Raw genomic sequence first — 22,362 nt, 5'->3', positions numbered from 1 at the left:
CGCTAGCTGAGGCGATCAATCTCTTCCTTGGTCAGGGACCCGGGAACAACCATGACGGGGCAGGGCAACGTCCCTGCTTCGTTCGCGGCAAAATGCGTGACGAGCGGACCGGGCGCGCCGTTAGCTGCAGCTCCGAGCACAAGTGCGGCGAGGCCGTCAATCTTGTCCATGACCTTGCGAACGCCTTTTGGCCCTTTGCCTTCCTTGACAGTGATTGACGGACGAATGCCGGTTTCATCGAATAATGTTCCTGCGGCACCGGACACCAGAGCTTCTGCGCGATTTTTGGCTTCTTCTTCCAAAGTCGCCTGAACACCGCCCCAGGCGACAAATCCTTCGCTTTCAACCAGCGCCAATATGTGCAGCGCACCGTTGGTCTTCATGGCGCGCCGGGATGCGAAACGCAAAGCCACACCGGCTTCGTCCGTCTCGTCAATAACCACTAGGTAAGTACGCATCATTTATCCCCATATATCCGCGTATTTAATTTACTAATGCCCTGCTTGCGATAAAAGCCTATGATATGCAAGATTTAGGCGGCTTGCTCTTTGCTGCCGATTGCGCAAATACAATGTAACGCCGATTCAGATACAAGATCATTTACAAGGGTTCCTCTCCATGCCGATCAATCTTCAGATGCCAGCCTTGTCTCCGACGATGGAAGAGGGGACACTCGCCAAATGGCTGGTCAAGGAAGGTGACGAGGTCGCATCGGGCGATTTGCTCGCGGAGATTGAAACTGACAAGGCGACCATGGAATTCGAAGCTGTCGACGAAGGAACGATTGCGAAGATCGTCGTTGCCGAGGGTACCGACAATGTGCCTGTTGGCGAAGTGATAGCGATTATGGCGGAAGAAGGCGAGGACGCCGGGGCGGCAGCGAGTGCCGATCCCGCACCAGCGCCCAAAGAAGAGCGCCGTGCTGTGGATGAAGGTTCCAATGCTATTGGCGATGACAATCGCAAGACAGCGCCAGTGGCGGCCAAACCTGCTCCGGCTCCTGCACCCGCGCCGACACCGGCTTCATCCGGTTCGGATCGTGTGAAAGCCAGTCCGCTGGCTCGCCGTCTGGCGGAACAGAAAGGCGTCGATCTATCCGCACTGAGCGGATCGGGTCCGGGTGGCCGAATTATCAAGGCAGATATTGACGCAGCAGAAGGCGGCACGGCTCCGGTCAAATCGGCTGCAGCTTCCGCGCCCGGCGCGACTCCTGCTGTCGCACCCGCGCCTGCTGCCAATGACTTCGATATCCCGCATACGTCTGCAAAACTTTCCGGCATGCGCAAGACCATCGCGCGCCGCCTGACCGAAGCGAAGCAGACCATTCCGCATATCTATCTCACCGTGGATATAGAGCTCGACAAGCTGCTGAAACTGCGCGGTGAACTGAACGCTTCGCTGGAATCACGCGGCGTGAAGCTGTCGGTCAATGACCTGCTGATCAAGGCACAGGCGGTCGCCCTGATGCAGGTGCCCAAGTGCAATGTCTCGATTGATGGAGACCAGCTCAAAACCTTCGAACGCGCCGATATTTCGGTAGCTGTCAGCATTGAAGGCGGCCTGATCACGCCGATTATTACCGGCGCAGATTCAAAGGTGCTCAGCACGATATCGACAGAGATGAAAGACCTTGCCGAGCGCGCCAAGGCTGGCAAGCTGAAAATGCACGAATATCAGGGCGGGACCGCCAGCATCTCCAATATGGGCATGTTCGGCATCAAGAATTTCGATGCGGTCATCAACCCGCCGCAAGCGATGATCCTGGCGATTGGCGCTGGACAGAAACGGCCACATGTTATCGATGACAGCTTGCAGATCGCCACAATCATGAGCGCGACAGGATCATTCGATCACCGGGCAATTGACGGAGCCGATGGCGCGCAATTTATGAAAGTGTTCAAGGAACTGGTGGAGAACCCGCTGGGGATGCTAGCTTGACGGAAAAATACGACACTCTCAATGTGCCACTTGAAGAAAATGCGGACTTCAAGACGAGTTTTTTATTGCTCATACTCGGTGGAATTGCGCTCCTTTCGAACTTTTTATTCTTAGGGATAGAATCCTTTTTTAAAGAGTTCTGGCTGACCTCCATCGGTATTACGGTCTGGGGTATTGCTGCAATCTTTTTGGCGATCAAAACTCGCCGGGCGGCGGTTCAGCCTTGGATGGCGATCGGAAAAATCTGGCTATTGCTCTTTTTCGTGACAGCGATAGCTGTGATATTTCAGAACAACTAATTCTTACTCGAAGGAAAATAATGCCTAAATCCTACGACCTTATCGTTCTCGGTTCCGGCCCTGGTGGCTATGTGGCCGCTATCCGCGCCTCGCAACTCGGCCTGAAAACCGCGATTGTCGAGCGCGAAAATCTGGGCGGGATCTGCCTCAACTGGGGTTGTATTCCAACAAAGGCGATGCTGCGGTCGGCGGAAATCTTTCACAATATGAAACATGCTGCCGACTATGGTCTGCATGCGGAGAAGATCAGCGCCGATCTGGATGCGGTGGTCAAACGTTCGCGCGGGGTGGCGAAGCAGCTCAATCAGGGCGTCACCGGCCTGATGAAGAAAAACAAGATCGACGTGGTCATGGGCGACGGCACGATTACCGCGCCGGGCAAGCTGACTGTGAAAACTGACAAGGGCGACGAAGAGCTGGAAGCGAAAAACATCATCATCGCGACCGGTGCCCGCGCCCGCGATCTGCCTTTTGCCAAGGCAGACGGCAAGCGCATCTGGACCTATCGCACCGCCATGACACCGCCGGAAATGCCGAAAAAATTGCTGGTCATCGGATCGGGTGCGATCGGGATAGAATTTGCAAGCTTCTACAATGACATGGGCGCAGACGTGACGGTTGTCGAGATGATGGACCGGATTGTGCCGGTTGAAGATGAAGAAATCTCGGCTTTCCTGCTCAAGTCACTGAAGAAGCAGGGCATGACAATCATGACCGGTGCCGGTGTGAAGAGCATCGATGCGAGTGCCAAGGGCGTGAAAGCGGAGATCGAGGACAGCAAGGGCAAGAAGGCAAGCCACGACTTTACCCATGTAATTGTCGCCGTCGGCATCCAGCCCAATGTCGAGACGATTGGTCTGGATCAGCTGGGTATCGAACCCGACGAGCGCTTCCACATCAAGACCGATGCCAATTGCCGGACCAACATCGACGGCATCTATGCGATTGGCGACTGCACCGGCGGGCCATGGCTGGCGCACAAGGCCAGTCACGAAGGCGTTATCGCGGCGGAAACCATCGCAGGTGGGCATCCTCACGCCATGGACACCAATAATATCCCCGGCTGCACCTACTGCCATCCCCAGATTGCCAGCGTCGGCATGACTGAAGCCAGGGCCAAGGAAGCGGGCCATGACGTGAAAGTCGGCAAATTTCCGTTTATCGGCAATGGCAAGGCGATTGCACTGGGCGAAACCGAAGGTTTCATTAAAACCATATTTGACGCGAAAAGCGGAGAATTACTGGGTGCACACATGATTGGCGCGGAAGTGACAGAACTCATCCAAGGATATACGGTCGGCAAAACGCTGGAAACCACCGAAGCGGAATTGATGAACACGGTCTTCCCGCATCCGACGCTCAGCGAAATGATGCATGAAAGCGTACTCGACGCTTACGACCGCGTTTTGCACATGTGATCGTTCGCCGCGTTTTTCACAAAGCTTGTTTCTGGGAATTCTTCCTCTAAAGCGATTCTTGGATGAAATCGGAAAAATCCGATTCGAAGAGGATTCTGAATTATGGCCAAAGGCACACATGACTATGCGGAGGACCCGCGCAATCAGAATATCTTGATCAACGTCAACGGTGTCATGACCCCGCGTGCAAAAGCAGTGGTTTCCGTGTTTGACAGCGGCTTCATGCTCGGCGACGGGGTTTGGGAAGGCCTTAGGGTCCACAAGGGCAGAATCGCGTTTCTCGACGCCCATCTTGATCGATTGTTTGAAGGCGCAAAAGCCATTGCGATGGATATAGGCCTTTCAAGAGAGTCACTTACGAGTCGCCTTTATGAAACACTCACAGCTAATGAAATGGCTGGCGAGCAGGGTGTTCATATCCGCTTGATGGTGACACGGGGCATTCGTTCAACCCCCTATCAAGACCCGAGGGTGGTCATCTCACCGGCGACAATCGTCATCATTCCCGAGTATAAGGAAGCGCTGCCCAGCACGGTCGAAAATGGTATCCGCCTGTTCACCGTGCATGTCCGGCGCGGTGATCCGGCTGTGCAGGATCAGAAACTCAATTCCCACAGCAAGCTCAACTGCATCACCGCCTGTATTCAGGCAACGCAGGCTGGTGCCGACGAGGCCCTGATGCTCGATCCGCATGGCTTTGTGGCAACGTGCAACAGCACGCATTTCTTCATTGTTCGCAAAGGCGAGGTGTGGACTTCGTCCGGTGATTATTGCCTGGGCGGGATCACGAGAAGCAATGTCATCACCTTGTGCCGGGAGAATGACATCCCGGTACGTGAGAAAAACTTCTCCCTGACCGACGTTTACGGAGCGGATGAAGCCTTTGTAACCGGTACATTTGCGGGAGTTGTCCCGGCGACAGAGGTCGATGGCCGAATATTGACCAAGGGCAGGGGGCCGATGGTCGAGCGCCTGCAAAAACTCTACAAAGACATGATCGAGAGCGACACCACGTCATGACGTCAGCGTCCTCCCAAGAACCTGTGCGCATCGCCATGTGGTCAGGTCCGCGCAATATCTCCACAGCCATGATGCGCAGCTTTGGGAGCCGCAGGGATTGTGCGGTCACCGATGAGCCGTTTTATGGTGCCTACCTGAAAGATACAGGCGAACCGCAACCGATGGCAGGTCAGGTTATCGCAGACATGGATTGTGAATGGGATTCCGTTGCAAATGCCATGCGCGGTCCGGTTCCGGATCAAAAACCCATCTGGTATCAAAAACACATGCCGCACCATATGGTGGGCGGAATATCGATCAGTGATTTCCCCGATCATCGCCATGCTTTCCTCATTCGCGATCCGGTTCGGGTTGTCGCCAGCTATGCCGCCAAGAGAGTCAAGGTCACACCGGATGATCTCGGTTATGCGCGGCAACTGGAATATGTCGATCAGGCTGCACAAATGTCCGGAGAACCGCCAATAGTGATGGATAGTGCAGATATCGCCCGAAACCCGGACCAAAGCCTGCAGAAGCTGTGCAAGGCATTGGGCATAAGCTGGGATCCCGCCATGCTGTCGTGGCCGACTGGTCGAAGGAATACGGACGGCATATGGGGAAATCACTGGTACAACAGGGTGATAAAAACAACTGGCTTTGGAATTCCCGAAAAATCGGGACAAGAATTGAACAAGGCAGAGCAGATTGTCGCAGAACAATGCAAACCATATTATAATAAACTATTAGATATAGCCTTCTAATTATTGATATAAAAGATCTAATACTCAAACTTAGAGCTGTAAAATCCTGTACAACCAGATTCGGAATATATTGATTTACACGGGCATTTTGTGATAGTGACAGACCAGTTGATCAAAGGAAATCATCATGTTTGCTATGTTCAGTATCGCGCTTCTAGCCACTGCAACCACAAATCTTGCCGACGCAGAAGTTTCCCGGGTAGCCTATAGTAACTGCCTGACGGATTACACGGTCGAGCAACTCGATCTCAAAACCTCGACCTCGGCATTCAAGAAAGCGATCAAGTCTGCTTGCGAAACCGAGCGCAATGCGATGATCGCAGCGATGACAAAAGATGAATTAGAGTTTGGAAGCACCCAAAAGGAAGCTTCCAACTACGCTCTGGAAGAAGCAGATGGCGTTGCGTTCGCTTTTTCGGACGGATATGCGAGTTATGCGAGCTCAAATACGCGGCCGGTCAAGGAATAGATCCGCGTAACAATATCATTGCTGTTCGAAATTAACTGTTTATCCGGCGATTTGTAGCCGGGTGAGCAAGTGTTGCATCACATGTGGTGCCAGCGGGACATTAAACTGACAGCCATAGTCGCTAAAGCCTTCCCAGCGCACATTGGCGCTTAAAATAGGCAATCCCGGCATGCGGATAAAAACCGGTCTTGACGCGTCAACGCCGGAAATGCTGGACATTTTGAAACCCGTAGTCGACAGATCAGACAAAATGCCGCGGAAGGATTTCCCGCCGGACTGGTGCACCAGGATTTCAGCATGAACCTGTTCGCGGACACTCGACCGGCATTCATCATAACTCTGATGTTCTTTTTGCTGCTGCAACATTTTCCAAAACCCCTTTTTCGTTAACCACAATCTAGGGAACGGCAGGAATGATATTCTTTTGAGCTTTTTCGCACAAAAAAGGAGGTGAGGGCACAAAAGAACGTTATTGTTCGACAAAATATCTGGAATATCGCCGATTTTTCGCGTGCGAAACAATGTGATTATTGTTCGATGACAGTGAGGCCATTGTTCAAAAAGCGAAATTGCCGCTTCAAACAGTAATGTTCTGGTTTGAAAATGATATGCTTCATCACCCCGGACAACAAACTTCATCGCCAGTCGTCGTGAATCAGCGCGAATTATTGCCCGCAACAATATGATTATGGTTTGATAGCCGGAAATGATCTGGCGGACAGGGTGACCGCCGAACCTTACTCCATAAGCTTCCACAGTTTAGCACAATAACCACATGATACCGGCATTTTATTGAAGACTTTTCCACCGCCCACCATTGACGGCCACCCAAAACCACTGTTAAGTGTGGGAATAAATGGCGTTCAATCAGAGAATATTATGGCCGGAATCAACAAGCTCACCCATACTTTCGTAGAAAAGGCGAAGCCAGGCCGACATGCTGATGGGGCAGGGCTTTACCTGCTAGTAAAACCGTCCGGTTCCAAATCGTGGGTTCTTCGCATTCAACACGAAAGGAAGCGCCAAGACTTTGGCCTTGGTTCAGCCAACAAAATTGGGCTGTCTGCTGTCAGAGACACCGCTACGCGATACCGACAATGGATTGCCCAAGGCAAATCACCCAAAGTTGAATTGGCGAAACTAAAAGAAAACCCTGTTCCAGCATTTAGAACTGCTGCGATTGCTCGGCATGGTCAGATAAAGGACACGTTTCGCAATCCGAAGCACGCGGCACAATGGTTATCGACATTGCAAACATACGCCTTTCCGTCCTTGGGCGATATGTTGGTTAGCGATATAGAGATAGAACATGTCGCGGATGCCCTGCGGCCAATTTGGTTTGATAAGCCGGAAACTGCCGCAAGAGTGAAACAACGCATAGCCGATGTAATGGATATGGCCCATTTGCAGCGACAGCGCACAACAGAACTACCGGTACGCAAGATCGGCAAACTTTTAGGAAGCCAGACGCAGGCACGCAAGGCAAAGAACTACGGCCACCATCCATCACTTGCCTATGAAGACCTGCCGGAGTGCTTTAGCCGCCTTCGTGCTGGCGAGATTACAATGGGGCGTCTTTCGCTCATGTTTCAGATCCTCACCGCTGGCCGGTCGGGGGAAGTTCGTTTCGCTCGCTGGTCTGAAATTGATGGTGCGAAGTGGGTTATTCCTGCGGAGCGGATGAAAGGTGATATGGAACATATTGTCTATCTCTCAGATGCAGCTCTCGAGATTCTTGAAATTGTCAAAACTCTAAAAATTGGGTCGCTGGATAATCTTATATTTGTGGGACAGAAAAGCAGTCCGCTTTCAGATGCCACGATGGCGAAAGTACTTCGCACACATTCAAAAGGACTCCGGGTTGATGATGGAAAAGACAGTGAGCGAAGGGCAACGGTTCACGGCAATCGTGCGACGTTTAGAACTTGGGTTCAGGAGCAGTGCCCCACCGTTCCGGAACCTGTAGCGGAATTGAGTCTAGCCCACAAACAAACAGACGCCGTGATTGCGGCATACAGCCGAGGGAAGTTTGAAATAATGCGCCGGGAATTGATGGCCAATTGGGCAATATTCGCTACATCGCGCTGCGATAACATTGTGAGGTTGGTAGTTTGATTGATAATCCGAAATTGAAATCATTAGTGATTTATGAGGAACCCATACCGAGTCAACTAGCTGACGCACTCGATCTAACCAAGCGTGTTGTTGAAATGGGCGATGATCGCCGTGACACTCGCTCGTATAGATTTACTTACAGCCACATAGTTTCAACCTTCCCTTCCCTTTGGGGGCCAGAGTTACTTGATCTGGCTATGGGAGAGCCGCTCCCTGACAATGCACCGCAAAGCGAAAAACTGGAACAGCTAGCTAATCGGCTGGACACCCTGTGTGGTCAGAACATCCCCGCTGATGTGAAAAGAGCGATCGAGGATATTGTAGCAATGTCTAAAGGTGACGGACCACAATTCTTGTTTCCGGCTGATCGAGAAGGCAACAAAAGAACAAACGCTTACCGACTTGCAAAATACCAACTCGAGGCTCTTGAATGGGCCAAACTACTTGTTTTCTATGGCAATAAAGCAGGTGAGGTGCAGTCAACTGTTGCCAGTCACTATGGCACATCATGGGATGCAGTCCGAAAGTGGAAATCGCCGGTAAAAGTGTTACTTGGCACGAAGTTCGTCGATAGCGTTTTATCCCGCGCAAGTAGTGGAAAATCTATCCTTCTTGTGAGTTACAAAAATGGTGATGACGTTGAAGAAATGATCAAAAAAACTGCTTCGGCTTATCACAAAGAACTGAGAAAACAGGCGAGTTAAATCCGGAAAAGTTAGGGCCTATCTTTCCGGAAATATTGAGCAATAGCTTTCCGTATCAAAGCAATAGGCTCCACGGTTATCCATGTGTCTCCACTAACGGAGAACATATGATGAAACCAGCTACAATGACGATACAAATGGCTTGTGAGTACACAGGTTTGTCTTCCTCAATGATTTATAACCTCATTAACGCGCAACGACTTGAAACACGGAAAGTAGGGCGACGCACACTGATAGTGACTGCCAGTATCGACGCGCTGCTTGATATTGATCAGCTTGAAGCCGCCTGATGACCTCCGCCATTCCCACAATACCCGAAAGCGAAAAGAGCGCGTGGCAAAACGCGACCTCTCCAAATTTCTTTACAGTGACAGGCGCTACAACAAACTTCACCATTATAAGGCACCCGTGTTCAGCGATCAAGTGTGCCTTGCTGTCTGTGCTGTATGGATTCCAGTCAAAGGAATCTCAACATGCAATATCACAAACTCACAATTCCAACGCACTACGATTACCACCGAATAGACAGAGCTCTGACCAACATTCAATTACCTCTCGAATTTGAAAACGGGGACTACGCAGCTCGGTTTGTCGAAAGCCTGCAAGTGCGATCCGTAATCTATGCTCAAACTTTTCCCGTTCTCTCAACTCATCTGGGAGAAATGAGGTGACTGAACCACTCCATACACAAAGAGACGCTGCGATAGCGCTGCTAACTGACGGCGGTAAACTGACCAGAAAAGCTGGTTCATTCCTTGGCCAGTTGGTGGCCGCCGAAACACCGATGACCGAAAGACAATCTAACTGGCTCAATAAGCTTCTTGAGAAAGCTGACTTACCGCAGCTTCAGGAGAACAAACATGACAGATAAATATCCAAACATGCCTGGATGGAAAGGCAACAAGTCTACCGGGCGCAATGCAGCCTTAGCAGTGGCCAAAGACATCACAGGGCGGATAAGGCAGGTGCGGGAGGCTTTTGCCCCTCACGGACGCTCTGGAGCAACTTGTGACGACATTTCACCGGATCTGAACCTACCACCTTATCTAATCCGTCCTCGTGCCACTGGACTTGAAAAGCTTGGCAAGCTGTATGCGCTGCCAGAAAAACGAATGGGGCAGATGGGCCATAAAGTAACGGTTTATAGTGTGATCAAGCCCTTAGCGCTGGATGATGCAGCTTGATGGCACGTAACCGTTCCAGAGTTAATCAGCGTGGGCGCAACAAAAACAAGGTTGGTCGGTTTGCCCGAATAGGCCATGATTTGTTGCGCTCCTCTGCTTACCGATCCTTATCTCCCAATGCGCGATCTCTTCTTTTGGAATTGGTGATGATGGAGAACGGTCAGAACAATGGCGAGTTTTGGCTGTCTGAGGCAGATGCCGCGAGAAGGATGGGCGTTTCTTGCACAAAAATAGCGCGGAGAGCGTTTAGTGAACTGACCGAAGCTGGTTTGGTTGCAATGACCAAGGACTCGCACTTTAACGTCAAGACGGGATTAGGACGAGCTCGCTGTTGGCAGCTCACCTTTTTGTACAACTGTTTCGAACGGTTACCGGCATCAAATGAATGGAGAGATTTTGAGCCTCGAGATAAACTATCTTCACGGCGCATGGATCGAGGATTACGAGCTCTGGCTGACTACAGAAAAGAGCTGGCGGAAAAACAAAACACGGGGGGTGATTCGCCCCATACGATCGTGAAATGCAGAACCGTAAAGAGCGAATCGCCTCATACGAATGGAACTCACAACGAGAAACCGCCGTTTGTGGCCGAAATCGTACAGGGCGAATCGCCCCAACATACAGCTGTTACCACCTCCACCGGATGTCGCAGTCAGATCGAGGTTCGGATGCTCGCGATAGGCTTGGACCCATTTGAGTTGGCGGCTTAGATGAAAGGGACAAATCGAGTGACAAAAGCAACTCAGAACACATTGACCCTGAAGAAGGTCGAAGGCGTGTCCGATGAATATCTGGCGGCAAATTCAGTTCATTCTCCTATACCCCGCAACGCTTCCATTGCGCGTGACCTGGCCGCTGAAACTTTCGGTAGCGGTAAGGACGGTTTGGAGTTTGACCAGTCTGTCCAGGTTGTGCGGGACAATTGTGACGCCGTGAAAAATGGCGACTTGTCAAACATGAAAGAGACGCTGGTTGCTCAGGCTATGACGCTCGATGCAGTATTTGTGGAAATGTCCCGACGGGGCATGATGAACATGGGGCAGCACATGACCGCGACAGACAAATATTTCAAACTGGCGCTGAAGGCACAATCGCAATGCAGGACCACAATCGAAGCGCTTGAGCGGATAAATCGCGGTGGAGAACAAGTGGTGCGACATGTCCATGTCAACGAAGGCGGACAAGCGATTGTTGCCGATCATTTCCACCATAACGGGGGACAAAACGAAAAAATGAAGGGTCAACCCCATGAACAACGTGATGAAGGCGGCATACAATGCTCCAAGATGCTTAGCGAAAACACGGAAGGGAACGGAATGCCAATCCCCGGCAATGCGAGGAAAGAAAAGGTGTCGTCTCCACGGAGGCAAAAGTCCGGGCGCGCCAAAGGGAAATAAGAACGCGCTTCGGCATGGCCTTTACAGCCGAGATGTGCAGGACAGGATCAAAGCCATTGAAGAACTACTGGGGCAGGGAGCGGAAGTTCTCAGCATTGCCGAGTAATTTGTTGGGTCCGAGTCTACCGGTCGCTTCGACCATCTGACGGATTTGATGGCATTAGCCTGTGCAAAGGCTTCATGATCGATGACCAAAATACCTCAAATGCGGAACATAGGAAACATTTGCAGAGCACCTCTGCTCAATCTCCTGTTCCATGCGTGGTTGCCTTGCCAACATCAGCCTGAAACCTCGTGAAGGCTTGCTGGTCATCACGATATTCGGCGCGGATGTGGATGGGGAAGACTTGCGAGTTTTGTGGCATGGGGTTGGTCCCGTTTCTGTCGCCACAACAGGGGGGATTATAGCTCAATCCGATCAGATTGGGTAGGTTAATATATGTTCAAACACTTGCTCAATTCAATAGATCAACACTAGGTTTAAACTCGTGGTAGCGTCATCTTTGCAGAGCTATGATATTGTATCGCTGAATCGTTCATAGAAGTCCCGAAAAGAGGATGGTAACCGCAATTTGTTCAACTTGTTACCAAAGAGGTTTGCCACATTTCGGGCAATCACGAATTGGCCAAGGATAAAAAAACCAGTACCTACCCTTCGTAACAAACCAATGACCGCAAGGCCGTTTTGACAAACTCAACAAAGTCGCTGCAATTGCAGAAATCAAACAAACGGATAGCGCAATTTCGCGAAAGGGACTTGCAAAAAATAGTGCGAAAGGCACCAATAAGCATAACCCATACAAAGCCGGTATTGCTCGAATTAATACCAACTTCATGTTTCCAACTCAGTTATGAATAAATCGACCAATTGGTCCAAAATGCCTCTCTTCTGCCGGCTTAGTGAACTGTCACCGCTATATTCACATTTTTAGGTTTCTATTCATCAACATCTACAATTGATTTTTCTAGAAGTTTCATTCTTTCTTGCGGTGATAAATCAAAAAAGCGTTGTGGGGCAACATCCAACTTCTTGATTCCATTTAACTTCTTTAGATGAAATATCATTGCTGGACCAGGACCATCAAAGTTTCTTTCTGCGCTTATTTCAGCATCTAGCATGTAGATGCCGCTTGAACTGTCTATTTGTGGTTGATGTTCAAACGACATAGGATTGTAGTTGCAATCGCCTTCAAAATAACAGTTCCCAGGTGGGATAAGATTTTGTGGATCATTTAGACCGAAAACAAACAAGTCAGATTTGTTATCAACCTCCGAAACAAAGGCGATTTCACACCTAGCAGAATACAATGAACCAAAAGAATATAAAACCGGTTCATCTGAGCCGGTCTCGATGGATTTGGAATAAGATACCAAGCCGGCAATGATGTTCGAGTCTTTTTTGTTCGGAGCTGCCCAGCAACTCTTTATATCGAAAACTGTCGAATTCGGATTGGGCCGGCCTGATGAGTCCAATATTTTTTCTTCATTGTCGACTCTCTGCTGGTCACATCCACTTAGCATCATGCAAAACAAAAAGAAAAAAATCAGTCGCATCGATTGCAATCCTATTCTGTCAGGCGATTTATAAGCGGAACGCATATGCGTGATGGACAATAAGCACGCAAAGCCCGTCTCATGGTGCGCTGCAGAAGACCTCTAGGGTCCGTGCTTGCAGGGTTGCCAAATCTGCCAGCTCGCCCCAACCCACTATCAACAATTGCGGCGGCCGTGAAGCCTCTTATCTCTCTGACCAGCTTCCATTCATTCGTAAAACCCTGAAACTTGTTTTTTTTGTAGTCTCGAGCATGTTGGACTTCATGCGCCAACACTGATGAAACGTGACTGCCTGCTTCTTGATTGATCCGTTTTGTGTTTAACGTTATAGTATTTGTTGTCTTATCGAAGTTTGCATTCGCTTCTCGTCCTTCACTATCAGTGACAATTCCCGTTCCAACATTCAAACCGTTATCATCATTTTTTGTACCCAAAGTCTCTTGGATAGCTGACAATCGGTTCGCGCCGTTTCGGAGTGCGTTCGCCCGCCCGAAACTTCTGGTGGATACTGCTCTTCTGGCCGCGCGCCTCATATTTTGCTCAGATTCTGCAATTTCTTTTCGCCCTTCTTCAGCTGCTTCGCAATCTGCTTCCGTTTCACAGTCATACAATCCAGTCGAGTCTCGTCCATTGATCGGATCGCCGCCCACATAGGCATACATGTTCATGCCATCGTCGTATCCAATAGGATCGCTCTGCAGGAACCTGCCCAGCACAGGATCATAGATCCGTGCCTTGTAGTAATATTTGCCGATCTCGGAGAGCCAAACCTGACCGGTGTACTGGAACCGTCCAACATTGCTGGCTGCTGGCACGCCCCATTCATCATAAGCGTTGATCCGGGTGTTGGCCCCGCTGCTGTCTGTCAGGCCGATAATACTGCCGCGCTCGTCTGTGGTGAGATAGTTTTTGCTGGCCGTACCGCTGCCTTCATACCACACAATCGGATCATCGACCCCGCCGCCATGGGCATAGCGATTGGTGATCGCGCTGCTCACATATTCTGCGATCAGGGCGCTCCCGTCATAGAGGAACTCTGTGGTCGTTCCGCCTGCCGTGGTGCTGATCAGCCGCCCCTTGGGGCCATAGACCAGCGTTGCCGCTGCGCCTCCAGATGAGCTGGTCAGTCGATTGAGTGCATCATAGGCATAGGTGTTCGTGCCATCACCGGTCATATTGCCATTGAGATCATGGGTGAAGGTGGCAGGGGTCGTGCCAGTGGCGCTGGTATATTGGTTCAGGTTGTTGACCACATAGCCGAGATTGCGATCTACTAACGCCTTGTAGGTGAACGCGGTGTTCGAGACTTCTCGCGTGGTTAGCTGCGAAGCCGGGTTATAGGTGAAGCTGCCGGTGACCAGTGTGCTGTGGTCATAAGAAGCCAGCCGCGAGATTGGGTCATAGGTCAGGCTGGTGGTGATGCCATTGGCTCGGGTCAGCGATGTCGCGCGGCCCAGACCGTCATAGGCATATGTGACCAGCGCGAGCGAACCGTTTTCCTTGATTGCAGTGACCTGAGCAGCAGGCGAGTACTCATAAGTTAGATAAAAGCTGTCGGGATGATCGAGCCGCGTCCGGCGTCCGGCAATGTCGTAGGTGTAAGAAACCGTTCTGCCGTCCTGGTTCTCGCTATTCTGCCTCCCGAGGCCGTCATATGTGTAGCTGAGCGTCGATATGCCGGTGCGGGTCACACTGGTCTCACGTCCCAGGCCATCATAAACATAGGTTACCGTGGGATCGCTGTTGGAATAGCTGCTTTGCGTGAGGCGGCTCGTGTTGTCATAGCTGTTGGTGATGGTCTGACCAGCGCGTTTTTTAAAGGTAATCACATTGCTGCGATTGTCATAGGTTGCCACTTCTGTGCTGCTATCCGGGAAAGTGGTGGTCAAGAGTCGGTCAAAACCATCATAAGCGTAGCTGGTCTGGTTGCCATTGCCATCTTTGCGCCATGCGACTTGACCATTGGTGGTGTAGCCCAACTCAATATCTATCTCCCCAGCGCCGCTGGTTCCGAGAACACGATATCCAGAGACGGTCTTTGTGACCCGGCCCAGCACATCATAGCTGTTTTTGCTGATACGGTCGGTTCCCAACGTGCCAGTCGTGCCAAGATCGCAGGCGGAGGTGGAAGAAAGGGAGCCGAACACCGCCTTGTTCATTCGGGTTGCAGAGCATTCCAGTTGATTGCGGCCGTCATATGAAAATTGTGATACGGTTTCCGTGGTGGTTGTTGCACCGTTGACTTCATTGACATCGCTGCGCGCCAGATTGCGGTTTGCATCATAATCATTGGTCAGGGATTGTGAGACGACCAGCACCGTGTCGGTTGGACTGGTGACCGTGCCGGTTTCCACCAGCGTCGGCTTGCTGTCCGATGCACGGTAAGTTGTACGCGTGGCTGTGCGGAGCGTTCCATTGGCTCCCTGTGCGCCTATTTCCCATGTCTTGCGGCCAATCACATCATAACGGTTATAGGTCGCATCGCCATTGCCTGCGAGCGGGCCATCAGCTGAGAGCAAGCGACCCGCATTGTCATAGGCATAGGTTGTTGTGGCCGACAGAGACGCCGTGCCATTGGTCATGGTTTCTGTGGCGGGAAGCAGTGTGTTCCCCCAATAAGTATAGGTTTTGACGAGCGCGGTGACCGAGCTGCAATTGTCGCTGCCACCGGAAGATTGCCAGCAGGTGGTTTCCTTGGTCTTGCGCGCCAAACCTCCGGCAGACGAATATTCATTGATTGTCTTACGGCGATTGCCGTTCGCGTCCGCTGGTTCGAGCTGGGTGAGCAGTTGTCCGCTACTGTGCCACGTATAGTCGGTTACGTTACCTGCCGGATCGGTTGTGGAGACGGGCCGAAAACATTTGATGTTATCATTGACGCCAAAAGTGCAGGTCGTGCCGGGCAGATAGGTCGCAGTCTCCACAATATCTGCAAGACCGCTGGCCTTGGAACGCTTCTCTGTGATGTTGCCAAAAGTATCATAAGTGATTTCAACGCTATCGCCTTCCGGCATCGTAATCTTGGTCAGGCGCGCAAAATTGTCATGTACATAGCTGGTGGTCTGATTAAGGCCATTGGTGATGGAGTTGATCGTGGGAGAGCCCGAAACCGGCTGTGTGATATTCACGATGCGAGAGAAGCTTTCGGGACCGGTGACTGTAACTTTGGTAATCTTGGGAGCACCAATAGTGACTCCGGTTACGACATAATCATAATTCCACTCAGTGCCATCTTTGGTGACTTTGTCGGACAAGCTGTACGTTTGTGTTGCACTAGAGAAACTGCCAGCTTCGACCGCATAGCTGTCGCTGGTGTCGGTCGGCAGTTCCATTGTGGTATTGGTGACATTGTTCGGTGTGTTGAGAGAATTAGCGCAGTTTCTGCAGGTCCATGTGCGGCTTGCCAAATCTGTAACGGTCGTCTCGGTTAAGCCGGGGGAGACAGTAGTTGTAACATAAGTGTTCTTGGCGACAGGATTGGGACTGCTTGGACCGTTGAGCGTTGCCGTTGCAACTTCGGACCAGCCTGCCTGATAAACAGTACCGGCCTGGTAAGTGAGTTGGAGCTGATAGCCGAGGTTGCTTGTGATCGTTGTGGGGCGATAATAAGTGCGCGGATCTCCAGTGGGCGTTTCGCTGTGATAGGTAAACGTATGCCGCTCGCCATCGGCATATTGCACGTAGGATGGATAGAGTATGTAGGTAAGAGTTCCTCCAGAATTAACCCAGGCAGACACTTTGTCGAAGAAGATTTTCTTGCCCGAACCGCCTTGCATATAGGTCGCATTTTGAGAGGCGATGCCAATGGTCATTTCTGAACCATTGCGCTGTGATGCGGTACACTCATCATCGAGGCAAGTCAGGCTGTCGGAAGTTGCACCGCCATTGTTGACTTGAACACTGGCCGTATTGCCTGGCGGATCTTGTCCGACCATGAACGGTTGCAGGTTGGAGATTTTACTGAGGCTAAGTCTTCCCGCAGCAGGGGCCGAGACTGGCGGCAGTTCCGGCGACACCTGTCCTGACAGCATATTAACACCGTTGCCGTCCGGCTCGATCTCAAGCGGTTTGATCTGCTGGGCGGATGCGGCAGTAGAAGCCAGTCCAATGCTTGTCAGCAGCACAACCAGACGGCTGGTCAAATGCCTCATGTTCTTTCCCTTGTTGAGAAGCCGCGGCAGGTTATAGTAATTGCCCATGAGCGGATGCGATCAATGCAAAATGATGTACGTGGGGGCGGGCGACAAGGAGCCTGTATCTAATGTCGGACAGTCACCTGAGGCCAATGCCGCGTAATATACTCTAACAGCCAGATTTTCGGTCAGAGCAGTGCTGGAATGCGCGAACCATCCCCAGCAAGTCTGCGGATCAATCCCTTTCCAGTTATCCTTGAGATTACAGACCTGCGTGTATGCCGTGCGCCAGCTTGAATAGATCAACACGGCTCCGTCATCTTCGGTTTTAACCTGACTGATGGTACCAAAACAGCTGGCTGCTGCAAATGCAGGGCCGGATATTGAAAGCGCGCCTATCAGCATCAATGTGGCTATCGTCTTTTTCATGTGATTTCCCCTGTTGTTTGTTTCGCGCTCACCAGCGCAGGCATAATGCGCATTCATTCGAAGCAAATGACGCGCTTAAGATAGTCATATTCTGCGGTTTCGGTCGGAAGGGTTTTGTATTCGAGCACCGATCCATATGTGTAGTTGATGCTGTTGCAGAACTTGGTGGCATCTACTCCCCGCTCAGCGCCATTGCGCCTGTTTCCGGATTGATAGTAGGTCGAATCCTGAGCAGCTCTGCCCCGTGCAACATCGGCAAATTTGGGAGCTTCCAGTTCAACAACCACAGCCCCTTTCGTTGACCTGTTTCGATCGGCATCCTGTGCCAACGCGGTCGATGAAAACCCCAAAGCCAAGACCATTGTGGCAACACCTATCAAACTGTTCATATTGCTATCCCCTTGTCATCAATCAAAAGCTGAAAATCATATTCGGGCGCGGATCATTCCACTTCCGGAACAACCAGAATCTTCCCGCCAACCGGCAAAATATAAGCATTGGATATAGGTTTTGCGCCTGCCGTTGCGACGCTGGTGCGGTTGTTGGCCGCGTCATATGCATAGTCGTTATCAGCACCGTCTTGCGGCCCGCCAGTGCGCTCGACCTTGATCAGCCGACCTTTTGCATCATAACTATATGTTTGGGTTTCTTGAGCCTGTGAAACGCTGGCGAGGCTTATCAGAGCTGCACCGCTCAATAGCCTCCATACAATCCTCATCTGCATCTCTCCATTTTAGAATGGACTCGATGCGACCCTATTTTATTATGTGTTTAGAACAACATCTGCGGCTGGAACTGTCAAACCATGAGCGCGAGAGATAGACCCATTATGGGGGTATTGTCTGATCGTGCAGGGATGAAGCGAAGCAAAGGTGTGCAGTGAGAGCTTCCGGTTTATCGCAAAAGCGGAGGTAACGCGTACAGGTTAACCTTCTGATGCTCCGTTCAATCAAAAGCTACCTCGCGAGCCCGTGCTCAATGAGGTTCTTAGTGCAAAGTGGCGTAGCAGATTCTTCTATTAAAAGAAATTTGCCCACATGCATAAATATCCTTCAGGCGGTGTATCGCTGGTCAAATTGCTGTTCGCTCGATATCGTCCGGCGATGCGCACTGTAATCGACACCAACGCTCTCCAAGACGATAAACTTGCACGTTATCTAGCGCGAGATCATCAAAATATTGCTGTCATCCCAGATGCTGTGATGATGGAAACATTCAAAAAGAACGCGTTAAGGTCAGCGGAAATGGCTACCGCGACGCTTCGGCGCTACTCGCGCCAAACGATCATCTTGAAGCGGCCAGACAAAATACTAAGGGTCAACCTTCGAACCAGCGGACTGGGCCGACGAATGATCGACGTAAAACAGACAACTGCTTTTCAGAGTTTCAGCAAATTCCTTACCAATGCAAAATTAGATGGGATTGAACGGAAATATTTAAAAAATAGCCAGAAAGAAGCCGAAACAAATATGGAATTTCTGCTAGAGAATGCGAAGCAGTTCCCTCATATTTTCAATATGCTCACTAAGCTGTTCACACGGGATGAGCTAGTTGAATTACGAGACTGTTCCCCGCGTTCGATTTCTACCCAATCCAAACTGATGGACCTGATGTTCAACCAAACCAGAGTAACTTATCAGAATGGCGGTGTAGAAGAACGGTATTGGCCAAAAACCTTCACCGAAGCCACGAACACGTTCGCCTTCCGATATTCTTTATGCGTAACGCTTTTGTTCTCACACTGGGTTAGTGAGGGTAAGCAAATGGCCAAAAAACCCGAAAAGATTGTCAACGATATCGTTGATGTGAACATAGCAGCGATGGCGACTTTCTTCGATGGTGTCTTGTCGAATGATGCGCGTGTCCTAAACCTCCAATCGGAAGCGAGATATGTGCTCTCGCAGATTGGTGCCTATTTGACTCGTTAAACGTTCATAATTGGGTGCCTGGGAGATCGGTTACTATTAAACTCCATGTGTCCGCTTTTGCACCCTCAGGAGACGCTCCCAAGAGAGCTGATTGCGCCTCAGATAGGTTCGTGTAGACTTTCATCAGACAAAGACGCGGTGGCAATTACCGAGCGTTGATGGATAGTTTCTTTGAGGGAGTGACAAGATGAGTATCGCAGTTGGAATATTGACTACCATTGCACTTGCCATGCCAAGCACATCTGGTGCGCAAGTTGTACATGGTGTTGGTAGATGTGTGATCGCAAATGAACCAGCCAATGACAGCCCTGGTAGCTTAGGCAATTGTGTAATTACCGAGTTGTCCTCGGAAGACGGCAAAGATGCGTCCGCCCTCGCACCTGGGGCCATTTTCTATCTAGTGCCTTCTGCTATGCGAGTTTCTCCGATGACCCTGGAATTGGAATCGACCGGATCGGGAGCCACAGCTAGATTTGAGGTGCAAAATATAGGCCCTAAAGACCTACTTTATGAAACCCGTGTTTACCGGATAGAATTGAATGATCAAGGCGAAGAAACTATAAACCCCGCTGATGAAGATTTTCTTGTGTTTCCACCCCAGGGCGTTCTTTCAACTGGAGTTAGTCAAGTAGTAAGATTGCAATGGCTTGGACTAAAACTCGATGCGCCTCAGACGTATCATGTTTCCATCGAACAGCTTCCAGTGATACTTGAGCCAAATGATTCTGGTCGAAACCCTTCGGAGGAAAACACTGAGAAAATCAAGGTAATGGTGGTTGTGAAGCCGTCGAGATAAACCATCATAAATTTCTCGCAGGTATTGGATAGAACGAACCCTCTGGGCCGGGTCTAACTCATGGGTGCCAGCACGAAGCCCGTTTATGCAAGTGATAAAGCGGAAGAAGGCCAACGACCGGTTGAAACAGTCATTGTGAAAGATTTGTCACCTTTGGCGTTGGGAAGGAAAACTCCGCCACGATTTAACGCAGCGGGCGGTTTGTTCGGATGGCTCCAGACTAAGCTTTCTCTTTTTCCCATTACTCAACAAGGGAACGATATTCCGGCGTTTTTGGATGAACCCTAAACTCCTCGGCTTCGATATCCTTCGGCCGCAGCGTAGGTCCGGACTTTATTTCGCCGATCTGGCAATCGACTAGGCAAAACGATGCGGTCACAAATGAACTAATCCGGGTCGGTGTTAGCTCTGGTCCACCACATCAAAAAGATATGATGGGCCATGAATATGGTGAATTTCAGGAAGGGGCTGGTACGTTGGCAAAAGAGCGGATCAGCAACTTGATGGATTCGGCCCCATATTGGGATTTGACAGATGAAGAAAAAAACGATGCCATCAAAGATATTATTCGGAAAAGTCGCAAAGAAGCGAAGGGCGCGATGGGCGGCGGTTTATTTGCAATACCTCCGGACGCTGTGTTGAACGATCCGGATGACCTGCCGCCCATTCCTGCAGGTGCGCGGTTAAACTAAAACTATTGGTGCTAACAACACGGGGCGTTTCCGCGATCCTTTAACGCAAAACTGCCGTTTCTTGAGGTTTTGTAGGTTTTATCGATTGTGGCGGGGGCTTATCCAAAAAATCTACTGTTGGCTTGGATGTACTTCGACTAGGCTTGAATGAAAATCCGGCTAAATGTTGAAATCTTGTGAAGCGCAATCTGCGCTTTTAAGTTTGGTTAAAGGAGTTTTGGATGTCAAATCGGTTCGTTCGGTATGATCTTGGTCCGCGAAACGGCCAATCCCCAGACAGAGCAACTGTTAAACCTGCACGGATAATTCGGACCAAAGATGAGTTGAGAATTGTAGATGAATCAATCCATGACCCGATTGGACAAAGCAGTTATGAAAACGGGCAGTATCGTCCCGAACAGAGCCAGTTCAACGGAAAATACACCACCGTAACCAACAACAGCCTGCCCCCTATTGGACAGGGAAGATATTGGTACTCAAACAACGGCTACGTTCTAATGAAGGCTCGAAACGGTCGTTACTACCGAGGCTCAGGGTGTCTTATAACTCCAAGAATCGTATTGACTGCCGGGCATGTAGTCTTTTCATCAGAGGATGGCGGCGCAGCGGTATCTGTGGACTTCACCGCTAACTATCCATTTAATCGCCAAGCGATTGATGCGAGCCGAATCTACGTGATGCCAAAATGGGTTCAGAAGAGTGAATTGAGTTTTGATCTTGCCATGATTTACTTGGATGAGCCGATCGCAACCGATGGGTTCCACGGTGTTGTAATCAATTCTCCATATGAAAAGGCCAAAAACCACCACGGTTGGACGGCGGTAGGCTATCCAGCAAGCTTGCCCACATGTAATAACTGCGTTGATATGATTGTGGACGGAGGTCCAAAAAGCAAACGCGCTTTTCAATATCCGAGAAATCTATATTTCAGAAATGGGTTTGTGGCATGGAGCCGCGCTGATCTGACGGGTGGAGCTAGCGGGGGGCCTTGGATATCCAATAACAGTGCGCCGAGCTCTCGTATCGGCAAGGTTCTTTTACCGGGACTTCGCGGAGCCAGACTCTACGCGCCGCTCATTGGCAGCGTTAACTCTTTCATCAGATCAAACAAAAAGAACATCATGTATGGCCCAGACTTTAAGGCCTCGCATGGCAATTTCATCCAAGCAGTAATCAATGATACGGTCATTGATCCTACTTGACCGTTTTGACTTTGGAACGCTGAACTATCTAAACGCCCTTTGCCCAATCTGATCTTTCCGATTTCATTGGATCGTCGGGAACGTTCTGATTCGTAGAACATCCTTTTGACTGTCCGAAACCGATGGCCTTTGATGATGCTCGATGCGCTGGAAGATGTAGCATTTCTCTGCCGGCGCCTGAATGGGAATAGTTTGCGAACCAGTATTGTTCCAACTCGGGAAAAGGAAAGATCGCAGCAATATTACTTAACCCCAATGTTCATATTTGGGGCGCAGCAGAAGTAGCGTATCGTTTAGAATTGGCCGAAATTATCAATCCGCTTTGGGTGTAATACTCATCGACT

The 22,362-nt window shown here is 50.4% G+C and carries 26 protein-coding genes; 18 read left to right on the top strand and 8 right to left on the bottom strand.

Annotation, left to right across the window (positions count from 1 at the left end):
- Positions 1-2: 2 nt before the first annotated feature.
- Positions 3-458: a universal stress protein gene (locus tag ABJI30_RS13015; RefSeq protein ID WP_348017822.1), complete on the bottom strand. Its 456-nt coding sequence runs from the start codon at positions 456-458 to the stop codon at positions 3-5.
- Positions 459-618: 160 nt separating this feature from the next.
- On the opposite strand from ABJI30_RS13015, the gene ABJI30_RS13010 reads away from it, so the two are divergent.
- From ABJI30_RS13010 to ABJI30_RS12985, 6 genes are all read left to right on the top strand, one after another.
- Complete coding sequence (locus ABJI30_RS13010) at positions 619-1,938, top strand: pyruvate dehydrogenase complex dihydrolipoamide acetyltransferase (RefSeq protein WP_348017122.1); 1,320 nt, start codon at positions 619-621, stop codon at positions 1,936-1,938.
- On the top strand, positions 1,935-2,237 hold the full coding sequence (locus ABJI30_RS13005) for a hypothetical protein (protein ID WP_348017121.1): 303 nt from the start codon (positions 1,935-1,937) through the stop codon (positions 2,235-2,237). The genes ABJI30_RS13010 and ABJI30_RS13005 overlap by 4 nt, the downstream gene beginning before the upstream one ends.
- Positions 2,238-2,257: 20 nt before the next feature.
- Positions 2,258-3,655, top strand: coding sequence for a dihydrolipoyl dehydrogenase (gene lpdA, locus ABJI30_RS13000; protein ID WP_348017120.1), 1,398 nt, complete (start codon positions 2,258-2,260; stop codon positions 3,653-3,655).
- 102 nt (positions 3,656-3,757) lie between these two features.
- Positions 3,758-4,675, top strand: a complete 918-nt coding sequence (locus ABJI30_RS12995) for an aminotransferase class IV (protein WP_348017119.1) — start codon at positions 3,758-3,760, stop codon at positions 4,673-4,675.
- Positions 4,672-5,415, top strand: a complete 744-nt coding sequence (locus ABJI30_RS12990) for an HAD family hydrolase (RefSeq protein ID WP_348017118.1) — start codon at positions 4,672-4,674, stop codon at positions 5,413-5,415. The genes ABJI30_RS12995 and ABJI30_RS12990 overlap by 4 nt, the downstream gene beginning before the upstream one ends.
- A 127-nt stretch (positions 5,416-5,542) precedes the next feature.
- Entirely contained in the window at positions 5,543-5,884 is a 342-nt protein-coding gene (locus ABJI30_RS12985; RefSeq protein WP_348017117.1) for a hypothetical protein, read from the top strand.
- A 39-nt stretch (positions 5,885-5,923) separates the two neighbouring features.
- Here ABJI30_RS12985 and ABJI30_RS12980 read toward each other — a convergent pair whose 3' ends face one another.
- Entirely contained in the window at positions 5,924-6,250 is a 327-nt protein-coding gene (locus ABJI30_RS12980) for a PilZ domain-containing protein (protein WP_348017116.1), read from the bottom strand.
- 513 nt (positions 6,251-6,763) lie between these two features.
- Between ABJI30_RS12980 and ABJI30_RS12975 the strand changes: the two genes are divergently transcribed.
- From ABJI30_RS12975 to ABJI30_RS12945, 7 genes are all read left to right on the top strand, one after another.
- Positions 6,764-7,999 carry an integrase arm-type DNA-binding domain-containing protein gene (locus tag ABJI30_RS12975; protein ID WP_348017115.1) on the top strand — a complete coding sequence of 412 codons (1,236 nt, stop codon included), beginning with the start codon at positions 6,764-6,766 and terminating at the stop codon, positions 7,997-7,999.
- Positions 7,996-8,703, top strand: coding sequence for a hypothetical protein (locus tag ABJI30_RS12970; RefSeq protein WP_348017114.1), 708 nt, complete (start codon positions 7,996-7,998; stop codon positions 8,701-8,703). Before ABJI30_RS12975 ends, ABJI30_RS12970 begins: the two co-directional genes overlap by 4 nt.
- A 107-nt stretch (positions 8,704-8,810) precedes the next feature.
- Positions 8,811-8,993 (top strand): helix-turn-helix domain-containing protein, encoded by a 183-nt coding sequence (locus ABJI30_RS12965; protein WP_348017113.1) that lies wholly within the window; start codon positions 8,811-8,813, stop codon positions 8,991-8,993.
- A gap of 377 nt (positions 8,994-9,370) precedes the next feature.
- Positions 9,371-9,574, top strand: coding sequence for a hypothetical protein (locus ABJI30_RS12960; protein ID WP_348017112.1), 204 nt, complete (start codon positions 9,371-9,373; stop codon positions 9,572-9,574).
- A complete protein-coding gene (locus ABJI30_RS12955) occupies positions 9,564-9,887 on the top strand; it encodes a hypothetical protein (RefSeq protein ID WP_348017111.1) in 324 nt (107 codons plus the stop codon). The genes ABJI30_RS12960 and ABJI30_RS12955 overlap by 11 nt, the downstream gene beginning before the upstream one ends.
- Positions 9,887-10,597 (top strand): hypothetical protein, encoded by a 711-nt coding sequence (locus tag ABJI30_RS12950; RefSeq protein WP_348017110.1) that lies wholly within the window; start codon positions 9,887-9,889, stop codon positions 10,595-10,597. The genes ABJI30_RS12955 and ABJI30_RS12950 overlap by 1 nt, the downstream gene beginning before the upstream one ends.
- Positions 10,598-10,615: 18 nt before the next feature.
- A complete protein-coding gene (locus ABJI30_RS12945) occupies positions 10,616-11,284 on the top strand; it encodes a hypothetical protein (protein ID WP_348017109.1) in 669 nt (222 codons plus the stop codon).
- A 242-nt stretch (positions 11,285-11,526) separates the two neighbouring features.
- Here the strand turns inward: ABJI30_RS12945 and ABJI30_RS12940 are convergent, their stop codons facing one another.
- The 6 genes from ABJI30_RS12940 to ABJI30_RS12915 all read right to left on the bottom strand — a co-directional run bounded on the left by ABJI30_RS12940 (position 11,527) and on the right by ABJI30_RS12915 (position 18,118).
- Entirely contained in the window at positions 11,527-11,649 is a 123-nt protein-coding gene (locus ABJI30_RS12940) for a hypothetical protein (protein ID WP_348017108.1), read from the bottom strand.
- Positions 11,650-12,220: 571 nt separating this feature from the next.
- The gene (locus tag ABJI30_RS12935) at positions 12,221-12,838 is read right to left on the bottom strand and encodes a hypothetical protein (protein ID WP_348017107.1); all 618 of its coding nucleotides are present in this window, start codon (positions 12,836-12,838) and stop codon (positions 12,221-12,223) included.
- Between the two features lie 11 nt (positions 12,839-12,849).
- The gene (locus ABJI30_RS12930) at positions 12,850-16,989 is read right to left on the bottom strand and encodes an RHS repeat-associated core domain-containing protein (RefSeq protein ID WP_348017106.1); all 4,140 of its coding nucleotides are present in this window, start codon (positions 16,987-16,989) and stop codon (positions 12,850-12,852) included.
- 60 nt (positions 16,990-17,049) lie between these two features.
- Positions 17,050-17,400 (bottom strand): hypothetical protein, encoded by a 351-nt coding sequence (locus tag ABJI30_RS12925; protein ID WP_348017105.1) that lies wholly within the window; start codon positions 17,398-17,400, stop codon positions 17,050-17,052.
- Positions 17,401-17,453: 53 nt separating this feature from the next.
- Positions 17,454-17,789: a hypothetical protein gene (locus ABJI30_RS12920; RefSeq protein WP_348017104.1), complete on the bottom strand. Its 336-nt coding sequence runs from the start codon at positions 17,787-17,789 to the stop codon at positions 17,454-17,456.
- A 53-nt stretch (positions 17,790-17,842) separates the two neighbouring features.
- Positions 17,843-18,118, bottom strand: coding sequence for an RHS repeat domain-containing protein (locus tag ABJI30_RS12915; protein WP_348017103.1), 276 nt, complete (start codon positions 18,116-18,118; stop codon positions 17,843-17,845).
- A 319-nt stretch (positions 18,119-18,437) separates the two neighbouring features.
- Between ABJI30_RS12915 and ABJI30_RS12910 the strand changes: the two genes are divergently transcribed.
- The 5 genes from ABJI30_RS12910 (at position 18,438) to ABJI30_RS12890 (ending at position 22,018) form a co-directional block, all read left to right on the top strand.
- Positions 18,438-19,328 carry a hypothetical protein gene (locus ABJI30_RS12910; RefSeq protein ID WP_348017102.1) on the top strand — a complete coding sequence of 297 codons (891 nt, stop codon included), beginning with the start codon at positions 18,438-18,440 and terminating at the stop codon, positions 19,326-19,328.
- A gap of 187 nt (positions 19,329-19,515) precedes the next feature.
- Positions 19,516-20,124: a hypothetical protein gene (locus ABJI30_RS12905; RefSeq protein WP_348017101.1), complete on the top strand. Its 609-nt coding sequence runs from the start codon at positions 19,516-19,518 to the stop codon at positions 20,122-20,124.
- 60 nt (positions 20,125-20,184) lie between these two features.
- On the top strand, positions 20,185-20,412 hold the full coding sequence (locus tag ABJI30_RS12900) for a hypothetical protein (protein ID WP_348017100.1): 228 nt from the start codon (positions 20,185-20,187) through the stop codon (positions 20,410-20,412).
- A gap of 143 nt (positions 20,413-20,555) precedes the next feature.
- On the top strand, positions 20,556-20,816 hold the full coding sequence (locus tag ABJI30_RS12895; protein ID WP_348017099.1) for a hypothetical protein: 261 nt from the start codon (positions 20,556-20,558) through the stop codon (positions 20,814-20,816).
- A 221-nt stretch (positions 20,817-21,037) separates the two neighbouring features.
- Positions 21,038-22,018: a trypsin-like serine protease gene (locus ABJI30_RS12890; RefSeq protein ID WP_348017098.1), complete on the top strand. Its 981-nt coding sequence runs from the start codon at positions 21,038-21,040 to the stop codon at positions 22,016-22,018.
- The last annotated feature ends 344 nt before the right edge of the window (positions 22,019-22,362 follow it).

The sequence above is a fragment of the Parasphingorhabdus sp. genome (assembly GCF_039968395.1).
GTDB lineage: Bacteria > Pseudomonadota > Alphaproteobacteria > Sphingomonadales > Sphingomonadaceae > Parasphingorhabdus.
The sequence above is the reverse complement of the archived record's forward strand: the minus strand, read 5'-3'. Positions and strand labels throughout refer to the sequence as shown.

What these genes read in the sequence shown, in the direction of transcription:
- ABJI30_RS12910 (WP_348017102.1), top strand. Translation starts at nt 18,438, where the DNA reads ATGCATAAATATCCTTCAGGCGGTGTATCGCTGGTCAAATTGCTGTTC.
- ABJI30_RS12940 (WP_348017108.1), bottom strand. Translation starts at nt 11,649, where the DNA reads ATGCCACAAAACTCGCAAGTCTTCCCCATCCACATCCGCGCCGAATAT.
- ABJI30_RS12915 (WP_348017103.1), bottom strand. Translation starts at nt 18,118, where the DNA reads ATGAGGATTGTATGGAGGCTATTGAGCGGTGCAGCTCTGATAAGCCTC.
- ABJI30_RS12930 (WP_348017106.1), bottom strand. Translation starts at nt 16,989, where the DNA reads ATGAGGCATTTGACCAGCCGTCTGGTTGTGCTGCTGACAAGCATTGGA.
- ABJI30_RS12905 (WP_348017101.1), top strand. Translation starts at nt 19,516, where the DNA reads ATGAGTATCGCAGTTGGAATATTGACTACCATTGCACTTGCCATGCCA.
- ABJI30_RS12975 (WP_348017115.1), top strand. Translation starts at nt 6,764, where the DNA reads ATGGCCGGAATCAACAAGCTCACCCATACTTTCGTAGAAAAGGCGAAG.
- ABJI30_RS12985 (WP_348017117.1), top strand. Translation starts at nt 5,543, where the DNA reads ATGTTTGCTATGTTCAGTATCGCGCTTCTAGCCACTGCAACCACAAAT.
- lpdA (WP_348017120.1), top strand. Translation starts at nt 2,258, where the DNA reads ATGCCTAAATCCTACGACCTTATCGTTCTCGGTTCCGGCCCTGGTGGC.
- ABJI30_RS13015 (WP_348017822.1), bottom strand. Translation starts at nt 458, where the DNA reads ATGCGTACTTACCTAGTGGTTATTGACGAGACGGACGAAGCCGGTGTG.
- ABJI30_RS12895 (WP_348017099.1), top strand. Translation starts at nt 20,556, where the DNA reads ATGATGGGCCATGAATATGGTGAATTTCAGGAAGGGGCTGGTACGTTG.
- ABJI30_RS12890 (WP_348017098.1), top strand. Translation starts at nt 21,038, where the DNA reads ATGTCAAATCGGTTCGTTCGGTATGATCTTGGTCCGCGAAACGGCCAA.
- ABJI30_RS13010 (WP_348017122.1), top strand. Translation starts at nt 619, where the DNA reads ATGCCGATCAATCTTCAGATGCCAGCCTTGTCTCCGACGATGGAAGAG.
- ABJI30_RS12955 (WP_348017111.1), top strand. Translation starts at nt 9,564, where the DNA reads ATGACAGATAAATATCCAAACATGCCTGGATGGAAAGGCAACAAGTCT.
- ABJI30_RS12995 (WP_348017119.1), top strand. Translation starts at nt 3,758, where the DNA reads ATGGCCAAAGGCACACATGACTATGCGGAGGACCCGCGCAATCAGAAT.
- ABJI30_RS12990 (WP_348017118.1), top strand. Translation starts at nt 4,672, where the DNA reads ATGACGTCAGCGTCCTCCCAAGAACCTGTGCGCATCGCCATGTGGTCA.
- ABJI30_RS12925 (WP_348017105.1), bottom strand. Translation starts at nt 17,400, where the DNA reads ATGAAAAAGACGATAGCCACATTGATGCTGATAGGCGCGCTTTCAATA.
- ABJI30_RS12920 (WP_348017104.1), bottom strand. Translation starts at nt 17,789, where the DNA reads ATGAACAGTTTGATAGGTGTTGCCACAATGGTCTTGGCTTTGGGGTTT.
- ABJI30_RS12980 (WP_348017116.1), bottom strand. Translation starts at nt 6,250, where the DNA reads ATGTTGCAGCAGCAAAAAGAACATCAGAGTTATGATGAATGCCGGTCG.
- ABJI30_RS12965 (WP_348017113.1), top strand. Translation starts at nt 8,811, where the DNA reads ATGATGAAACCAGCTACAATGACGATACAAATGGCTTGTGAGTACACA.
- ABJI30_RS12900 (WP_348017100.1), top strand. Translation starts at nt 20,185, where the DNA reads ATGGGTGCCAGCACGAAGCCCGTTTATGCAAGTGATAAAGCGGAAGAA.
- ABJI30_RS12950 (WP_348017110.1), top strand. Translation starts at nt 9,887, where the DNA reads ATGGCACGTAACCGTTCCAGAGTTAATCAGCGTGGGCGCAACAAAAAC.
- ABJI30_RS12935 (WP_348017107.1), bottom strand. Translation starts at nt 12,838, where the DNA reads ATGCGACTGATTTTTTTCTTTTTGTTTTGCATGATGCTAAGTGGATGT.